The sequence below is a fragment of the Pseudidiomarina taiwanensis genome, assembly GCF_003987435.1.
In the GTDB taxonomy this organism is placed as follows: domain Bacteria; phylum Pseudomonadota; class Gammaproteobacteria; order Enterobacterales; family Alteromonadaceae; genus Pseudidiomarina; species Pseudidiomarina taiwanensis.
Genome location: NZ_PIQG01000002.1, coordinates 490,660 through 507,635 on the forward strand (window position 1 = coordinate 490,660; position 16,976 = coordinate 507,635).

At 50.9% G+C, this 16,976-nt stretch carries 15 protein-coding genes and 5 tRNA genes; 1 reads left to right on the forward strand and 19 read right to left on the reverse strand.

What is annotated here, in order from left to right; translation table 11 throughout:
• Positions 1-146: 146 nt before the first annotated feature.
• From nusG to CWI83_RS06265, 19 genes are all read right to left on the reverse strand, one after another.
• Complete coding sequence (nusG, locus tag CWI83_RS06175; RefSeq protein ID WP_126827186.1) at positions 147-686, reverse strand: transcription termination/antitermination protein NusG; 540 nt, start codon at positions 684-686, stop codon at positions 147-149.
• Positions 687-689: 3 nt separating this feature from the next.
• Complete coding sequence (secE, locus tag CWI83_RS06180; protein WP_126827188.1) at positions 690-1,070, reverse strand: preprotein translocase subunit SecE; 381 nt, start codon at positions 1,068-1,070, stop codon at positions 690-692.
• A 51-nt stretch (positions 1,071-1,121) separates the two neighbouring features.
• Positions 1,122-1,198, reverse strand: a tRNA-Trp gene (locus CWI83_RS06185).
• A gap of 190 nt (positions 1,199-1,388) precedes the next feature.
• Positions 1,389-2,573: an elongation factor Tu gene (gene tuf / locus CWI83_RS06190; protein WP_126827170.1), complete on the reverse strand. Its 1,185-nt coding sequence runs from the start codon at positions 2,571-2,573 to the stop codon at positions 1,389-1,391.
• Positions 2,574-2,665: 92 nt separating this feature from the next.
• A tRNA-Thr gene (locus CWI83_RS06195) sits at positions 2,666-2,741 on the reverse strand.
• Between the two features lie 13 nt (positions 2,742-2,754).
• A tRNA-Gly gene (locus CWI83_RS06200) sits at positions 2,755-2,829 on the reverse strand.
• A gap of 61 nt (positions 2,830-2,890) precedes the next feature.
• Positions 2,891-2,975, reverse strand: a tRNA-Tyr gene (locus CWI83_RS06205).
• A gap of 16 nt (positions 2,976-2,991) precedes the next feature.
• Positions 2,992-3,067, reverse strand: a tRNA-Thr gene (locus CWI83_RS06210).
• Positions 3,068-3,156: 89 nt separating this feature from the next.
• Positions 3,157-4,455: an adenylosuccinate synthase gene (locus CWI83_RS06215; RefSeq protein ID WP_126827190.1), complete on the reverse strand. Its 1,299-nt coding sequence runs from the start codon at positions 4,453-4,455 to the stop codon at positions 3,157-3,159.
• A gap of 87 nt (positions 4,456-4,542) precedes the next feature.
• Positions 4,543-5,712, reverse strand: a complete 1,170-nt coding sequence (locus tag CWI83_RS06220) for an aminotransferase class V-fold PLP-dependent enzyme (protein WP_126827192.1) — start codon at positions 5,710-5,712, stop codon at positions 4,543-4,545.
• A gap of 51 nt (positions 5,713-5,763) precedes the next feature.
• The gene (hflC, locus tag CWI83_RS06225; protein WP_126827194.1) at positions 5,764-6,648 is read right to left on the reverse strand and encodes a protease modulator HflC; all 885 of its coding nucleotides are present in this window, start codon (positions 6,646-6,648) and stop codon (positions 5,764-5,766) included.
• 3 nt (positions 6,649-6,651) lie between these two features.
• Positions 6,652-7,821: an FtsH protease activity modulator HflK gene (gene hflK / locus CWI83_RS06230; protein ID WP_126827196.1), complete on the reverse strand. Its 1,170-nt coding sequence runs from the start codon at positions 7,819-7,821 to the stop codon at positions 6,652-6,654.
• 42 nt (positions 7,822-7,863) lie between these two features.
• Positions 7,864-9,159 (reverse strand): ribosome rescue GTPase HflX, encoded by a 1,296-nt coding sequence (gene hflX, locus CWI83_RS06235; protein ID WP_126827198.1) that lies wholly within the window; start codon positions 9,157-9,159, stop codon positions 7,864-7,866.
• 26 nt (positions 9,160-9,185) lie between these two features.
• Positions 9,186-9,434: an RNA chaperone Hfq gene (gene hfq / locus CWI83_RS06240; RefSeq protein WP_126827200.1), complete on the reverse strand. Its 249-nt coding sequence runs from the start codon at positions 9,432-9,434 to the stop codon at positions 9,186-9,188.
• A gap of 147 nt (positions 9,435-9,581) precedes the next feature.
• Entirely contained in the window at positions 9,582-10,526 is a 945-nt protein-coding gene (gene miaA, locus CWI83_RS06245; protein WP_126827202.1) for a tRNA (adenosine(37)-N6)-dimethylallyltransferase MiaA, read from the reverse strand.
• Positions 10,523-12,247, reverse strand: coding sequence for a DNA mismatch repair endonuclease MutL (mutL, locus tag CWI83_RS06250; protein ID WP_126827204.1), 1,725 nt, complete (start codon positions 12,245-12,247; stop codon positions 10,523-10,525). The genes miaA and mutL overlap by 4 nt, the downstream gene beginning before the upstream one ends.
• 12 nt (positions 12,248-12,259) lie before the next feature.
• The gene (locus CWI83_RS06255) at positions 12,260-13,627 is read right to left on the reverse strand and encodes an N-acetylmuramoyl-L-alanine amidase (RefSeq protein WP_126827206.1); all 1,368 of its coding nucleotides are present in this window, start codon (positions 13,625-13,627) and stop codon (positions 12,260-12,262) included.
• A complete protein-coding gene (gene tsaE, locus CWI83_RS06260) occupies positions 13,627-14,112 on the reverse strand; it encodes a tRNA (adenosine(37)-N6)-threonylcarbamoyltransferase complex ATPase subunit type 1 TsaE (RefSeq protein WP_126827208.1) in 486 nt (161 codons plus the stop codon). Before tsaE ends, CWI83_RS06255 begins: the two co-directional genes overlap by 1 nt.
• Positions 14,109-15,644 carry an NAD(P)H-hydrate dehydratase gene (locus CWI83_RS06265; protein ID WP_126827210.1) on the reverse strand — a complete coding sequence of 512 codons (1,536 nt, stop codon included), beginning with the start codon at positions 15,642-15,644 and terminating at the stop codon, positions 14,109-14,111. The genes tsaE and CWI83_RS06265 overlap by 4 nt, the downstream gene beginning before the upstream one ends.
• A 61-nt stretch (positions 15,645-15,705) precedes the next feature.
• Here CWI83_RS06265 and queG point away from each other — a divergent pair, with 61 nt between their 5' ends.
• A complete protein-coding gene (gene queG / locus CWI83_RS06270) occupies positions 15,706-16,833 on the forward strand; it encodes a tRNA epoxyqueuosine(34) reductase QueG (RefSeq protein WP_126827212.1) in 1,128 nt (375 codons plus the stop codon).
• The last annotated feature ends 143 nt before the right edge of the window (positions 16,834-16,976 follow it).

Here is a 16,976-nt window from a genome sequence, read left to right on the forward strand (position 1 = left end):
TTATTCGTTATTCGTTATTCGTTATTCGTTATTCGTTGTTCGTTATTCGTTGTTCGTTTGAACGAACAGTGCGAAGCACGTACGAAAAGCGCAGCGTACGAACAGCGAAGCCTACGAACAGCGCGAAGCGCGTACGAAAAACGTCGTTACGCTTTTTCGACCTGGCTGAATTCTAGCTCGACCGGAGTTGCGCGACCGAAGATCGAAACCGAAACCGTTAAACGACTCTTCTCATAGTCAACGCTTTCAACAGTACCGTTGAAATCAGCAAATGGACCGTCGTTAACACGCACCACTTCACCTGGCTCGAATAATGTCTTCGGCCGTGGCTTATCGACTGACTCTTCGAGACGGTTAAGAATGGTATCTGCTTCTTTTTGCGAGATTGGAGTTGGGCGATCTTGTTTACCGCCAATAAATCCGAGTACCCGAGGAATACTTTTCACTAAGTGCCAGCTTTCCTCATCCATGACCATTTCGACCAAGACATAACCGGGGAAGAATTTACGCTCGCTTTTACGACGCTCGCCACCTTTCATCTCGACCACTTCTTCGGTCGGAACAAGGACTTGGCCGAACTTATCTTCCATGCCGTGCATTTTAATGTGCTCACGCAATGACTGCGCAACGCGCCCTTCAAAGCCAGAGAATGCTTGCACTACATACCAACGTTTCTTAGCTGTCATGGTTTAAAACTCCAGTCCGGTGAAGAAACCTACAATCCGCACGAGAATAGCATCCATTCCCCACAAGATTAAAGAGACGATGGCGGTTGCCACGATCACGATAAGCGTTGTTTGGACTGTTTCTTGGCGAGTCGGCCATACTACTCGGCGCACTTCCATCCGGCTCTCTTTGGCGAAACCACGGAAGCGACGACCTTTATCAGTGGTGCCGGCGAAAAGACCCGCAACCACAACTAAAACGACGACGCCGATGGCGCGAACTAAAACCGATAATTGTTCACCATAGTAATAGTTACCAATAACGGCAGCGGCCAGCAACGCGATAGCAATGATCCATTTCACTGCATCAAAAGAGCTGGCTTGGGTTTCAGTCTGTGCACTCATTCTTCATTCCTAATAACGAAACAGTTCGACATATCACTGCATTGAATTATGTGGCAGGGGCGGAGGGATTCGAACCCCCAACCGTCGGTTTTGGAGACCGCTGTTCTACCAATTGGAACTACGCCCCTGCAATTTCTGTTTATGCGACAGAAACGGACGCTGTATTATACCGATCAAACCATGCAAAACAAGGGCGTTATTGGTTATTGGTTATTGGTTATTGGTTACTGTTTTTACTAATAACTAATAACTAATAACCAATAACAAGTAAAAAAGGGAGCCGAAGCTCCCTTTTTGTCACTCTACAGATTTCGACAATTAGTCAAGAATCTTAGATACAACGCCCGCACCTACGGTACGACCACCTTCACGAATCGCGAAGCGCAAGCCTTCGTCCATCGCGATTGGGTTGATTAGGTCAACAACAAACTTCAAGTTATCGCCTGGCATGACCATCTCTACGCCTTCCGGCAATTCTACTGAACCAGTAACGTCAGTCGTACGGAAGTAGAACTGTGGACGATAGCCTTTGAAGAATGGAGTGTGACGTCCGCCTTCTTCTTTGGTCAATACGTATACTTCTGCTTCAAACTTGGTGTGTGGAGTGATTGAACCAGGCTTCGCCAATACTTGACCACGCTGGATTTCGTCACGCTTCGTACCACGCAACAAGGCACCAATGTTCTCACCTGCACGACCTTCGTCAAGCAACTTACGGAACATTTCAACACCGGTTACAGTCGTCTTCGCAGTATCTTGGATACCTACGATTTCAACTTCATCACCCGTGTTTACGATACCGCGCTCAACACGACCCGTTACTACAGTACCACGGCCTGAGATTGAGAAGACGTCTTCGATTGGCATCAAGAATGGCTTGTCGATGTCACGCTCTGGCTCTGGGATGTATGAATCCAAAGCTTCTGCCAATTCGATGATTTTCGCTTCCCACTTCTCTTCGCCTTCCAACGCTTTCAACGCTGAACCTTGAATCACTGGCAAGTCGTCGCCTGGGAAGTCGTACTCAGAAAGAAGTTCACGAACTTCCATCTCGACCAACTCAAGCAATTCTTCATCGTCAACCATGTCACACTTGTTCATGAATACGATGATGAATGGCACGCCAACCTGACGTGACAACAAGATGTGCTCACGGGTTTGTGGCATTGGACCGTCAGTTGCAGCAACAACCAAGATCGCGCCGTCCATCTGTGCAGCACCAGTGATCATGTTTTTCACATAGTCAGCGTGTCCTGGGCAGTCAACGTGTGCGTAGTGACGCGTAGGAGTGTCGTACTCTACGTGTGAAGTCGCGATGGTGATACCACGCGCTTTTTCTTCTGGTGCGTTATCGATTTGGTCAAACGCACGTGCTGAACCACCATAAGTTTTTGCCAAAACTGTAGTGATCGCAGCGGTCAAAGTTGTTTTACCGTGGTCAACGTGGCCGATTGTACCGACGTTAACGTGCGGTTTGGAACGTTCAAATTTTTCTTTTGACATGACAGCCTCTCTTTGGACAACATTATGGTGGTTTAACACCAAATAAATTTTACTAACCCAAAATGAGAATAGTTAGGTGGGACCGCCGCGAGTGGTGCTGATAGGCGGATTTGAACCGCCGACCTCACCCTTACCAAGGGTGCGCTCTACCAACTGAGCTATATCAGCACATCATGATTGTTGGAGCGGGTAGTGGGAATCGAACCCACATCATCAGCTTGGAAGGCTGAGGTAATAGCCATTATACGATACCCGCATGCCTTGAATCGGGCCACCTCAAACCATTCTGAACTCACCGCATAACAGAATGCAAAAAGTGGTGGAGGGGGCAGGATTCGAACCTGCGAAGGCTGAGCCGGCAGATTTACAGTCTGCTCCCGTTGACCGCTTGGGTACCCCTCCGTCCATTTTTTTGAGCTGGTGCCGGCAGAGAGAGTCGAACTCCCGACCTACTGATTACAAATCAGTTGCTCTACCAACTGAGCTATGCCGGCACCCCGGTTAGGTGGAGCGCATTCTATTGTATCGATTTATATGATGCAATAGATCACAGCGATTTTTTTGCGATTATTGCGTCAATTGCTCAAATAGCAAACGGATGACGCAAAATAATCGTTTCGGCACGGTCTGGACCTGTTGAAATAATGTCCACTGGCGTGCCAGTTAATACTTCGATACGTTTGATGTATGCCAAGGCTGCAGTCGGCAAATCAGCATGCTGAGTCACCCCAACAGTGCTTTCTTGCCAACCTGGCATGGTTTCGTATACCGGTTCGACCAAATCATAATCTTCGGCCGCAAGCGGAGGGTATTCAGTGATACTGCCATCCGGCAATTTATAGCCGGTACAAATCTTCAACTCTGACAAACCGTCTAACACATCGAGTTTGGTCAAACAGAAACCACTGACTGAGTTAATTTGCACAGCACGGCGCGCAGCAACCGCATCGAACCAACCAGTACGACGCTTACGTCCAGTCGTCGCACCAAATTCGTGGCCTTTCACGCCAAGGTGCTGACCCACTTCACAATCAAGTTCAGTTGGGAATGGACCGCTACCGACTCGAGTGGTGTAGGCTTTAACAATACCCAACACATAATCGATATAGCGTGGACCAAAACCGGCACCGGTGGAGACCCCACCTGCAGTGGTGTTCGACGAGGTCACGTATGGATAGGTTCCATGATCGATGTCGAGTAAGGTACCCTGCGCACCTTCAAACATGATGTCGTCACCCTGCTTACGAGCATGGTCTAGTAGGGCTGGGATATCCGCCACCATAGGCTTCAAGACTTTGGCGATGTCACGGCAGTAGGCAAGCACAGCTTCAACATCAACTGGCTCGGCTTTGTAGTAGTTTTCTAAGGTGAAGTTATGGAAGGAAACCACTTCACGGAGTTTTTCTTCAAAGCGCTCAGCATTGAATAAATCACCGACGCGCAAGCCGCGACGTGCGACTTTATCTTCATAAGCTGGTCCAATACCGCGACCCGTTGTACCGATAGCTTTGTTACCACGAGCTTTTTCACGGGCTTGGTCTAGGGCAATGTGATACGGCAGAATCAAAGGACACGCTTCACTAATCAGCAGGCGTTCACGAACAGGTACGTCACGTGCTTCAAGCATCTCGATTTCGGTCATCAAGGCTTCGGGTGAAAGCACGACGCCATTACCAATCACACACTTCACGTTAGAGCGCAAAATGCCTGATGGAATCAGGTGCAAAACCGTTTTCTCGCCGTTAATCACTAGCGTATGACCGGCATTGTGGCCACCCTGATAGCGCACCACTAAGGTGGCTTTATCAGTCAAAAGATCAACGATTTTCCCCTTACCCTCATCACCCCATTGAGTCCCGAGGATTACGACATTTTTACCCATGATTAAGTGTTACCAGCTACTGTTGAAAAAACAGGCGGCGATTTTAACAGGTATTTCCGTCATGCGGTAGTGTGATTCATCGCTGGTTTAACCAACTTTGCTAAGCGCCTGAGTCAACACATGAAAGTCTTCCGGATCATGATACAAAGCAAAACCAAAGCGTAAGCGCTTATAGCGATAGTCGGTGGCGATGCCAGCCTGTTGCAACTGTACGGCAAGCTCACTGACCTGCTCAGCCGAGTCCAACTCAAAGGTATAAAAATGACCGTGTTCAGCTAAACCGTTATGGAGCAAACGGGAGCGGTTCAATACGGGATGCTGAGCAACATCGAGCACGGCTAAGAAAGCCTGTTGCTGGGTTTGCACATGACGATGAATTTGCGCTACTGTCAGCCCCTCTTGGTGCCACCAATCGAGTACTGCGGCCAGCCTATACAGCGCACTGAAGTCTTGCGTTGCTCCGGCAAAACGAAAGCCATCGTTAGCATAATCAATGGGACCCTGCTGTGGTTTGGCCAAGCTGTTAAAATCAGCAAACCAGCCGGTGTATTCTGGGCGTAGCGAGCAATCGCGTGGCACACTCATAAAGCAGCAACCTTCCCCTGCTTGCAGATATTTATAGCTCCCAGCCAGATAAAACACTCGATCTGCCACGCGACTCAAATCGGTCTCGATGGCACCACAGCCGTGATAACCATCGATGATAATCTGAGTGTCACTCGGCACTTGGTCAAGCCAGGTTTCAACCCATGGCGCAATCACTCCCGAGTTAAAGTAAACTTGGCTGCAGAAGATCAGATCGTGAGCCGCACCCGCCAACGCGTCTGACCAGCGTGAGGCAAAACTATCAAACGGCTCGGTCGCAACCACAGTCACGGCGACCTGCGGACGCTCAGCTAGTCGTCTAACTTGGCGCGAAAAGCTATGAAATTCGCTATCTGTGGTCAAAATGCGCAGGGGTTGATCTTGCGCAAATGCGCTGATCACCCGATACAACAGCTCATGGGTATTCGGCGCAAACACAAATTGCTCAGGCGCTGGATAATTTAACAATTGCGCCAAGCGTTGTTGTACATGCGGGACCTTTTCGCCAAAAATTTTATCCCACTTGTGGTCAACCCCAACTGCACTGTCATCCCAATACTCGAGTTGGGCTTTGCGGGTGACATCTGGCCAATAATGGTGACTATGCGGCGCACAGTGAAGTTGCTGCGGATGCAGTTCAAAGAAATGGCGGTAGTGTGACTTATACGACATGTAAACCTCAACGGGACTAAAATAAAAGCCGGCGCTAGGCCGGCTCTCACATTATTTGCCTGAGATGTTCTTCAGGTATTTGAAGAAGTCACTATCAGGTTCTAACACCAGCACATCGTTACCCGATGCAAAGCTGGTTTGATAAGCCTGCAGGCTGCGCAAGAAGGCAAAGAACTCAGGATCTTTGTTATATGCTGAAGCATAGATACCTGCTGCTTCAGCATCACCTTGACCACGCAATTCCCGTGATTCACGTTGCGCATCGGCCAACATAACGGCGACCCGAGCATCGACATCAGCACGAATAAACTCGGCTTGCTCGCGACCTTCAGAACGGTGCTCTGTGGCAACCGCCTGACGTTCTGCACGCATCCGCTGGAAGATCGATTGACTAACTTCAGTTGGCAGGTTGATTTGCATCACCCGCACGTCAATCACCTCGATACCAAGTTCTTGCGCACTGTCAGCACCACGGATCAGAGCTTCACGCATTAAGTCATCACGCTCACCTGAAACGATCTCTTTGATGGTACGGCTACCGAACTCAGCCCGTAAGCCACTGTTGATCCGACGTTGTAGGAGTGCTTCTGCTTGACGCTGGTTACCGCCGTTAGTCGACAGGTAATAGGTCGCGAAGTCAGAAATACGCCACTTCACATAGGTATCAACAATCAGGTCTTTTTTCTCGCTGGTGACAAAGCGATCTGGATTACCATCAAGCGTCTTGAAACGTGCATCAAGCTTTTTAACTTGCTCTATAAACGGCAGTTTGAAGTGTAAACCCGGCTCGAACACGATCGGCATATTGGTGTCAGCGTCACGCTCAACTTTACCAAATTGCACCACAATCGCGCGCTCACCTTCTTTCACTACGAACAGTGAAGAAAACCCGAGAACCACTAAAACGATGACTAAAATTGCTACAAAGTTTTTCATTGGTTACCCCCGACCACTTGTTGTACGGCCAGTGCTGCTGCCACTTTGATTACTGTTACGACTGCTATCAGAACGCGAACTCGTATCAAGTGGAGTCACTCGGTCTTCTTGATTTGACTGCATCTGCTGGATCCGTTCACGCTGCTTCTGCAGAATTTGATCCAGTGGCAGATACATCATGTTATTACTGCCTTCAACATCGACCATCACCTTGGCGGTGTTAGCATAGATTGCTTCAAGGGTTTCAAGATAAAGGCGCTGACGCGTGACTTCCGGCGCAGCTTGGTACTGCGGCAGTAATTCGTTAAAGCGTGCCACTTCACCTTGCGCGCGGAGCACTGTTTGCTCACGATAGGCTTGTGCTTCTTGTAGTAAACGACGCACCTGACCACGCGCGAGGGGTTCAATTTCACGCGCATAGGCTTCAGCTTCACGAATGAAACGTTGCTCATCTTCTTGCGCGGCGATGGCATCATCAAATGCATCTTTTACTGCTTCCGGTGGGCGTGCTGGCAGCAAGTTCACGTCAACCACTTGAATCCCAAGCTGGTATGGCTCGATGATCCGCTCCAGTAGTTCGAGGGTTTGCGCACGCACGTTTTCCCGACCGACCGTCAAGACTTCATCCATTGAGCTATGTCCCACGACGAAGCGCAAGGCACTGTCAGTGGCCTGCACTAGGCTGTTGTCTGCGTTTTCGACCGCATACAAATAATCACGCGGGTTAACGATACGGTACTGAACATCCAACTCGACGCGAACCACGTTCTCGTCTTGGGTCAGCATAAAGCCTTCTGACTGGAACTGTTGAACGTTGCTGACATCGACGGTTTGCACTGAGTCGATGAGCACCGGGCGCCAGTGTAGCCCCGACTCAACAAGGTTATGATATTGGCCAAACCGCAAGACCACTCCGCGCTCAGCTTCTTTGACGGTATAAAAACCTGCGATAAACCACACCACGACAGCAAGGACAAGGACAATACCTAACCCTTTGCCGCCAAGACTAGCGCTACCGCCACCTTTATTCGAGCCGCCGCCTCCTAGGCCAAGTTTGCCCAGTAGGTTTTTCACTGCCTCATCAAGATCAGGTGGACCTTGATCACGACCGCCCTGATTTTTCCATGGGTCGCGGTCATTTTTTTGACCATTCCCCGACTCATTCCAGGCCATTAGTTACTCCATTTATCGAAGTGATGAATTAAAATCTTTGAGCTATTCTACAAAGCCTTGCAAGTTCGCGCCATCATCTTCGGCCACTTGCTTGCAAAGGCGCTGCCAGTCAACGCTTGACATCCGTACCGCCAAACCCAGCTGGCCGTCCTCATAAACTTGTTCCTGTTGCACACTATTGAGTGCATATAAGCGCCCGCGCAACTTCCCCATTGATGGCGGTAGCCGTAAGGATACGTCAACCATCTGTGGGCGCAACCTTTGCACTAAGGCATCTTGTAACAAATCGATACCACTGCCGGTTTGGGCCGATAGCCAGACCCGACTTGGTTTTCCCAGATCATCATAATCGATTCGCGGTTCACCCTGGTCAATCGCATCGATTTTATTGCAGACCCACAATTGAGGTACGTCGCCGGCGCCAATTTCGTTTAGTACTTCGGTGACTTGTTGAATATTGTCCGCTTGGCGATCATCGGCAATATCGATCACATGTAATAACAGGTCTGCTTCGAGGGTTTCTTGCAGGGTCGCTTTAAAGGCTGCGACCAGCTCGTGGGGAAGGTGCCGGATAAATCCTACGGTGTCTGCCAGAATGATACTACCGACATCGGCTAACTCGAGTTTACGCAAGGTCGGATCGAGCGTGGCAAACAATTGGTCAGCGGCGTAGACACCTGCTTCGGTAATGCGGTTGAACAGCGTTGATTTACCGGCGTTGGTATACCCCACTAGCGCCACGGTTGGGATCTCAGCCCGCTGTCGCGCACGGCGCCCCTGCTCACGTTGTTTCTGAACTTTTTCCAAGCGCGCAAGAATGGTTTTAATCCGCCCGCGCAATAAGCGCCGGTCTGTTTCTAACTGGGTTTCACCCGGTCCGCGCAGACCAATCCCTCCTTTCTGGCGTTCTAAGTGAGTCCATCCACGGACCAAGCGAGTCTGAATATGACGAAGCTGGGCAAGTTCAACTTGCAGCTTCCCCTCATGGGTACGCGCACGCTGCGCAAAAATGTCCAAAATCAGGCCGGTACGGTCCAGGACTCGGCATTGACAAAGCTTCTCGAGGTTACGTTCTTGGGTAGGGGTGAGGGCATGGTTGAAAATTACCACTTGGGCACCCAATGTCTGCACCGCATCTGCAATTTCTTCTGCTTTACCTGAACCGACAAAAAATCGAGAGCTAGGCGTTGAGCGTGAGGCAGTGACCACCGCCAGCGTTTCAACTCCAGCTGAATTGACCAGTAACTTTAGTTCGCTGAGGTCTTCCCGGTCGCTTTCGGCCGGGAAGTCAACATGCACCAAAATAGCCTGTTCACCACTTTCATACCTATCAAACAAGCTATCACTACTCCTCTATGGCTTGTTTACTCAGCATTATCCTCTTGGCCATCTTGAGGTAGATAGTTTTGTGGGATTCGCGCTGGTACGACTGTCGAAATGGCGTGTTTGTACACCATCTGACTGACTGTGTTTTTGAGTAAAATGACAAATTGGTCAAATGACTCAATTTGCCCCTGAAGTTTAATCCCGTTTACCAAATAAATCGATACAGGAACCCGCTCGCGTCGTAGCGCATTCAAAAACGGGTCTTGCAAAGTTTGGCCCTTTGCCATGATGCATTCCTTTTTTGTTATTGTCATAGACCGATCGACGTCGGTCTTATCACTATAGATCATGAATCCAAAATTGACAGTCACGATCGCTTATTTTGATTATCTAACAGTCTGAATATTGGGATGAATTATGCCCTTTCAAGGCATTTAGAGCGGAAATCTTTGCGGCGGCTGTTGCAAAATGTCGCAGGCGGCTTGGAGCAGATTATCTTGCTCCGCATCGAGCCAGTTCACGCCCGGCCATTTTCGCAACCAAGTTAATTGCCGTTTGGCCAGTTGCCGCGTTGCGGCGATACCCTGCTCCACCATTTCGGCATAGCTTATGCTGCCATCGAGATATTGCCAAACTTGGCGATAGCCGACGCAGCGCATCGAAGGCAAATCTAAATGCAGGTCGCCACGGGCACGCAGAGCAGCAACTTCTTCCAGTAACCCAGCCTCCAACATTTGGGTAAAACGCAGGGCGATGCGTTCATGCAAGATAGCTCTATCGGTTGGTGCAACGGCGATTTGCCAAATCGGTTGAGAGAGTGCCCCGACCCGTGTTTGGGTCAGTTCAGTTAACGTTTTTCCGGTTTGCAAATAGACCTGTAAAGCACGTGTAATTCGCTGCGGGTCATTCGGATGGATACGCGCAGCGCTCACCGGATCAACGTTTTTCAGCTCACCATGTAAGGCTACCGAGCCCTCATTTTGCAGCCGCTGCTGGAGCTGTTCGCGTAACTCTGGGTCGGTCTCTGGTAGATCTGAGAAGCCTTCCAATAAAGCCTTAAAATAGAGCATGGTGCCCCCGACTAACAGCGGCGTTTTCCCTGCTTGCTGGATTTCTTTAATCGCTTGCTTCGCATCTTTGGCAAATTCGGCCGCTGAGTAACTTTGACTCGGGTCAACAATATCGATTAATCGATGCGGTGCGCGCGCCAGCTCTGCAGCCGTGGGCTTAGCCGTACCGATATCCATGCCCCGATAAATTAACGCTGAATCAACCGAAATAATTTCGCATTGACCGCTCTCGACCAGCTCAATCGCCAGACCGGTTTTTCCCGCTGCAGTAGGACCATACAGGCAAATAACACCTTTTGCTGTGGTCATCGCAGCGGCTCCGGCAGTTCAGGCAGTTGAAGTGGTAGCAGAAAATCTGCACTCGCACCAAGCTGTTGTTGCCACTGTTCAAGCCAATACTGAGCGGCCTGCAAAGGATAGCTTTGCGCCACTTGATGGCTTGCCAACGCCCGCCAGAAATGCTCGGGTAGCTCACTTTCATCTTGGTGTTCAGTCAACATCTGCAGCAAAGGTGGCAAGCTTTGCGGTAAAGCCGTTTGCCGCAATGGTGCGGGAACTTGGCTAAAAGTAATCGCCTGTCGCTTTATTTCGAACATAAATCCTAACTGAGCCAGCTGTTGCTGTGGCAACGCTCGTAACGCCGCAATTAACTCTGGGTCTTTGAGCTGCACCGGTACCAGTAACGGCTGCCCGGCTAGACCTGTTTGATACTGCTGGGCTAACTGTTGGGCAACGACATCACGCTGTACCCGTTGTAAATCGAGCAACCAGAATTGTTGCTGGTGTTGCAACAAAGCAAAGCGCTGTTGCGCCACCGCCAGTGCCGAAATTTCTGAGGTTGGGTCAGACTGCGTAGCTCTGGGGGCTTGGTAAAACTGCCGCTGCGCTTCAACTTGCGACTGTGTTGGCCTTGCTTGTGCGCCGGGCAATGGCGAGCCATGTACCGGCTTCAGTTGCGCCACTTGTGCAGCCAACTCAGCACTGCTGGGCTGATATTGGTGGGTGGTCATCGCAGCGGGAGCTTGCTGCTGCAATACTTCGCGCAAAGCCGCAAGGACAAAATCGTGCACGTGCCGCGCTTGGTGAAAACGCACCTCGTGCTTCGCAGGATGCACGTTCACATCAACCTCATTGGCCGGTAATTCCAAGTACAGCACATAAGTGGGAACCCGCTCCGACTCCCCTAATTGTTGCAATTGCTCGCCGTAAGCTTGCCGCACTGCATGCTGCAGTAAGCGATCGCGCATCATCCGACCATTAACATACATATATTGCACATCGCCCTGATAGCGACATTCCGCTGCGGGCGCTATCCAGCCCTGCAGACGCAAGTCGGCGATACCATGATCAACCTCTAGCGCACGCTCAGCAAAGACCTGTCCGCAGATTTTAGCCAGCCGTTGCTGGCGTTGCTGTGGTGCCGATGCCGGTGGGTAATGACGAATGCTCTTACCATTATGAGTCAAACGCCACTCCACCTGATGATGCACCAAAGCTAAGCGTCTAATCAGCTCGTCGATATGACCGAATTCGGTTTTATCGGTGCGTAAAAACTTGCGCCGCGCAGGTGTATTGAAAAACAAATCTTGGACATCAACGCTGGTCCCGGTCGGATGACTCGCGGGCGCTAATTTGGGTTGCATGTCGCGGCCTTCCACCCAAGCTTGCCAGGCCGCTTGTTGCTCGGCAGTTTTCGAGGTTAGTAATAATCGTGCAACTGAGCTGATACTGGCAAGGGCTTCACCACGAAAACCAAGACTCATAATGGCTTCTAAATCAGCCAATGAGCTGATTTTTGATGTCGCATGCCGGCTTAAGGCTAGCGCCAGCTCATCTTTCGGAATTCCTGCGCCATTGTCGCGTACCAAAATTCGCCGCCGCCCGCCTTGCTCGATATCAATGTGTAACTTGGTTGCGCCTGCATCCAAGCTATTCTCGAGCAACTCTTTGGCCACCGATGCGGGACGTTCGATGACCTCACCTGCGGCGATTTGGTTTGCTAGTTCAATGGGTAACTGACGAATCGGCATCTAGTTTATGACCTAACGCGGAATTTCGAGCTGTTGGCCAATGCGTAACATATTACTGCGGAGCTGATTACGTTCTTTAATCGCCTTAACTGTGGTGCCATAACGCTGCGCTAGAACAGAGAGTGACTCGCCAGATTTCACCGTATGAATAATCATCCGATTACTTGCGATCGAGGTTCCATCCGGTGGCCGGCGCATAAAGTAGTCACGTGCACCCTGATAAATAGCTCGTGCGATTTGTTGTTGATGTTTATTACTCAACAGCAGCTTCTCTTCTTGCGGATTTGAGATAAAGCCGATTTCAACCAGCATTGAAGTAATATTTGCTGAGGTTAAGACCGCTAAACTGGCATGCTGGGGTTTGGTTTTATGCATACGGGTCACACGCTTCATGGCTGCGATGACATCCTCGGCCGCTTCAAAGCCACGCGCCATAGCATCGTTCATACGCATATCGACAAAAGCACGTGCGAGGTAGCCGTTATCATCGTCGTTGCGAACCGACTCTTCCACCCCGCCGAGCAGCTCCGAGAAACGTTCTTTATCCTCGAGTAAACGACCTTGTTCAGTCGTTGCCCGCCGAGTTGATAGCACCCAAACTGAGCCACCACGAGGTTGCGGCGTAGTAAATGCATCGGCATGCACGGAAATCAGCATATCCGCCTGCAATTGCTCAGCTTTGCGCACGCGACGTTTGTGCGCGACATAATAATCACCGGTACGAATGAGGTGAGCTTCCATGTCAGGATCAGCATTGATAATGTCGGCAAGGGCGCGCGAGACTCGCAATACGACATCTTTTTCATAAGTCCCAGACGGTCCAATCGAGCCGGGATCATCGCCACCATGACCTGCATCTATTGCGATCACCACTTTGCGTTGCGCCAGTTCATCAACGGTGCGGGCCGGCTGGTTACTGCTGCGCTGAGGCGTCGCCGCGGAGGTTTCGCGCGCAGCGTTCTCACCGGGCGCATCATTGGCTTGGTCGTATAAATCAATCACCAAACGGTCACTAATGCTACCCTGGGGACCAAGCTCAAAAATATTCGCAGTAAAGCGCCCCGTCAACTCCAAGACGATGCGAGTACTTTGGCTATCTTTGGGGGTGCTGGTGCGGATTTTGGTGACGCGTTTACCCCTTAATTCAAGCTGACTCAAATCGGTATTCAGGCGAGTTCCATTAAAATCGATCACTAAGCGATCGGGCTTGACTTCATAGATGGTAAAATAGCTGTACTCTGGTGCACTGCTTAAATCGAATACCACTCGGGTTTTATCCGGCGAAGGCTGGATCCGAACCGCATTGATCGCGTTTGCCGCCACCGCTTGGGTCGCTGCAACTAGCCAAAACACTGTGCATGCAAACAACAATTTTTTCATTAGAGGGATTCGAGTAACGCTCGACCTCGTTCAGTTCGCGCCGTAACTTGCAAGCTTCTACCTTGGCCTGCATAGTCAATGAATAATTCTAAATCTGCACGGGGAATGAAACCCTCGCCGCGCTGCGGCCACTCAAACAGCAGCACTGTCTGTTTGCCAAGGTAATCACGAATGCCCATAAATTCAAGCTCTTCTGGATCAGCTAAGCGATATAAATCAAAGTGATGAACCGTCCAACTCGGTAACATATAACTCTCAACGAGCGTATAGGTTGGGCTTTTCACATTACCGGTATGACCCAGGGCCTGAATAAAGCCACGGCTAAAAGTGGTTTTACCCACGCCGAGATCGCCTCGAAGATAAAAGCTCCACGCGCTATCATCCGAACTGACCAGCGCAGTCGCCATGGCCTCAGCAAAAGCGAGCAGTTCTGCCTCGTTATTCAAAGCATAGTGTTTTACCGCAAGACTTTGTTCCACGCTCATTCAAGCTCACTCTGCTGCTGATTGAAATTAGGGTTGACGAGGCGCCGCAACGGCTGCCACAAGTCACTGGCTAGTGTACCACGTTCCCCGTCTAATGCAGCTTGTTCAGCCGCTACGGCATGTAACCAAACGGCACTACTCAGGGCCTCATCGGCGAGCCCCTGCGCCAGCAAAGCCGCTACAATCCCGGTTAACACATCACCACTGCCCGCGCTGGCCAAAGCAGGCGAGCCACGCTCGCAAACTTGCCAGCTTTGCTGTCCATAGTGATAAACAATTGAACCTGCCCCTTTGAGCAGTACTTCCGCCTGATAACGCTCCGCTAGCGCTTGCGCACTGTCATAACGATTTTGTGGCGGGCGTTCCTGCCCCAGCAGTCGAGCCGCTTCACCCGGATGCGGTGTGAGCATTAATTTTGCTGCGGCACAGGAATATTCCGCAAGGGGGATTTGCGCGAGACAAATTAACCCATCGGCATCAATCACAACGGCGTGCGGAAATTGTAACGCTTGCTCAAGTTGTTGCTTGGCCCAGTCATCCTGACCGAGTCCTGGCCCGATTGCCACAACGGTTGCTTGCGCCAGCAGCGGACGCAAATCATCCTCAGTTGCCACGCCGCGCACCATCAACTCAGGTTGGGTTTGCGCCAAGCTTTGCTGACTCTGCGGGTGACACGCCAAGGTCACTTTACCCGCCCCTGCGCGCAATGCGGCAACGCCTGCCAACCAGAGTGCGCCAGAATATCCTGGAGCGCCGCCTATCAACAAAACGTGACCGTGATCGCCTTTATGGCTACCCCAGCGTCTTGGCGGGAGGTTAGCGTGCACTTGTTCCGTGCTAATACTCGCAATCGGTGTCGGCACGTGCTTGCGAAAAGCGGCTCCGACCCCTAAATCCAACTCGACTAATTGCCCACAATAATCACCTGCAGCCCCGGTCACTAACCCGGCTTTGGTGACGATGAAGGTCAAGGTCACATCGGCACGCAAGGCAACGCCAAGCGGAAAGCCATTATCACTATCTAAACCAGATGGACAATCAATAGCCAAAACGCGCTTAGCGCTGTCGCTTTGTCTGGACTGATTCAGTTGCTCGACCAGCGCCGCGAATTCATGGGATAGAGGACGGTTAAGTCCGATTCCAAAGAGCCCATCAATGATCCACTCCACTGTCTGCAAGTCAGCTTCCGTCAACTCACTGAGCGCTTTTGAGCGGCCTCCATGATCGTGAAAAGCAGCGGCCGCTTGCTGGGCTAGTTCAGTCTGCGGTGCGACCGCAAACACCGACACTTTGACCCCTGCTTGTTGACATAAGCGGGCGAGTAACCAGCCGTCCCCGCCGTTGTTGCCGGGCCCTAATACAAATAGCCAATGACTGCCTCGTTTGATGCGTGGTTGGAGCCAATCGAAGCAGGCTTGAGCAGCACGCTGCATTAACTCTCTTGGCGACAAGTCAAGCTCTGCAGCAACAGCTAGTTCATGCTCACGTACGGCTTGCGAAAAATACAAAGGGCGCCCTGATGTTCGTCCCATTTGCCCTCCTTCGTGTTATATTTGGCTCTACTTTTGACTAGTTTAGCTGGGTATGCGCCGAATGACGACCACTGTCGACTTCGAACAACTCGCACAAGATATTAAACGTTGGGGCTTAGAGCTCGGGTTTCAGCATGTGGGTATCACTGACCTTGACTTAAGCGCTGAGCAAGCCGCTCTTGATCGTTGGCTCGAGGCTGGCATGCACGGTGAAATGGGCTTCATGGAGCGCCACCGTGAGCTACGCGCGGACCCGGCAAAGCTGCACCAAGGTAGTGTTCGCGCGATTTCAGTACGGATGAATTATTTGCCCGCTGAGGCTGGTTTCGCCAAAACCCTCAATAATCCCCGCTTGGGATACATCAGCCGCTATGCGCTGGGCCGTGACTACCACAAATTACTGCGCAAACGGTTAAAAGATTTGGGTGAGCGAATTAAGCTCGCCTGCGCTGACCTCGATTATCGTCCCTTCGTTGATTCAGCTCCAATTATGGAGCGCCCGCTTGCGGTGAAAGCAGGGCTGGGCTGGACCGGTAAGCACAGTTTGGTGCTGGCCGAGGATAGCGGTTCGTGGTTTTTCCTTGGTGAGTTATTAGTGAACCTGCCCTTGCCCATTGATCAGCCTAAGCAAGATAAATGCGGCAGTTGCACTGCCTGTATCACCATCTGCCCGACTAAAGCGATTGTCGAACCCTATGTGGTTGATGCGCGGCGTTGCATTTCATACCTCACTATTGAGCACAAAACAGCGATCCCCGAAGAATTTCGGCCGCTACTTGGCAATCGCATTTATGGCTGTGACGACTGCCAATTAATTTGCCCTTGGAATCGCTTCGCACAATTAACCAATGAAGACGACTTTAGTCCCCGCCAAAGCCTACATGCGCCAAAATTACTCGAGCTATGGCAGTGGGATGAGGCCACTTTCTTAAAGCAAACCGAAGGTTCGGCCATCCGCCGTATCGGCTTTGAGCGCTGGCAGCGTAATCTCGCGGTAGCGCTCGGTAATGCCGACCCTGCGCCAGAAATTTTAAGCGCACTGGAGCAGGGCAAAGGACGGGTATCAGCCCTCGTTGATGAGCATATTGAGTGGGCTATTGCGCGGCAGCACGAGGGTTTGGCGAAACCAAACCAACAAGTCCGCCGGCTCGTTCGCGCCATCGAAAAAGGTTTACCTCGGGATGCTTAACTAAGACTCCACATCGGTGTTAAAAATTTGATTAAACCCTTGCGCCATGAAGGCGAGCGTTAAAAAGCAGCCCCATTCAATCTGCGACCAAGCCTGCCGATTTGCGACTGCTCAAAAGCCTAGATGAATAATGGTTAAAATTC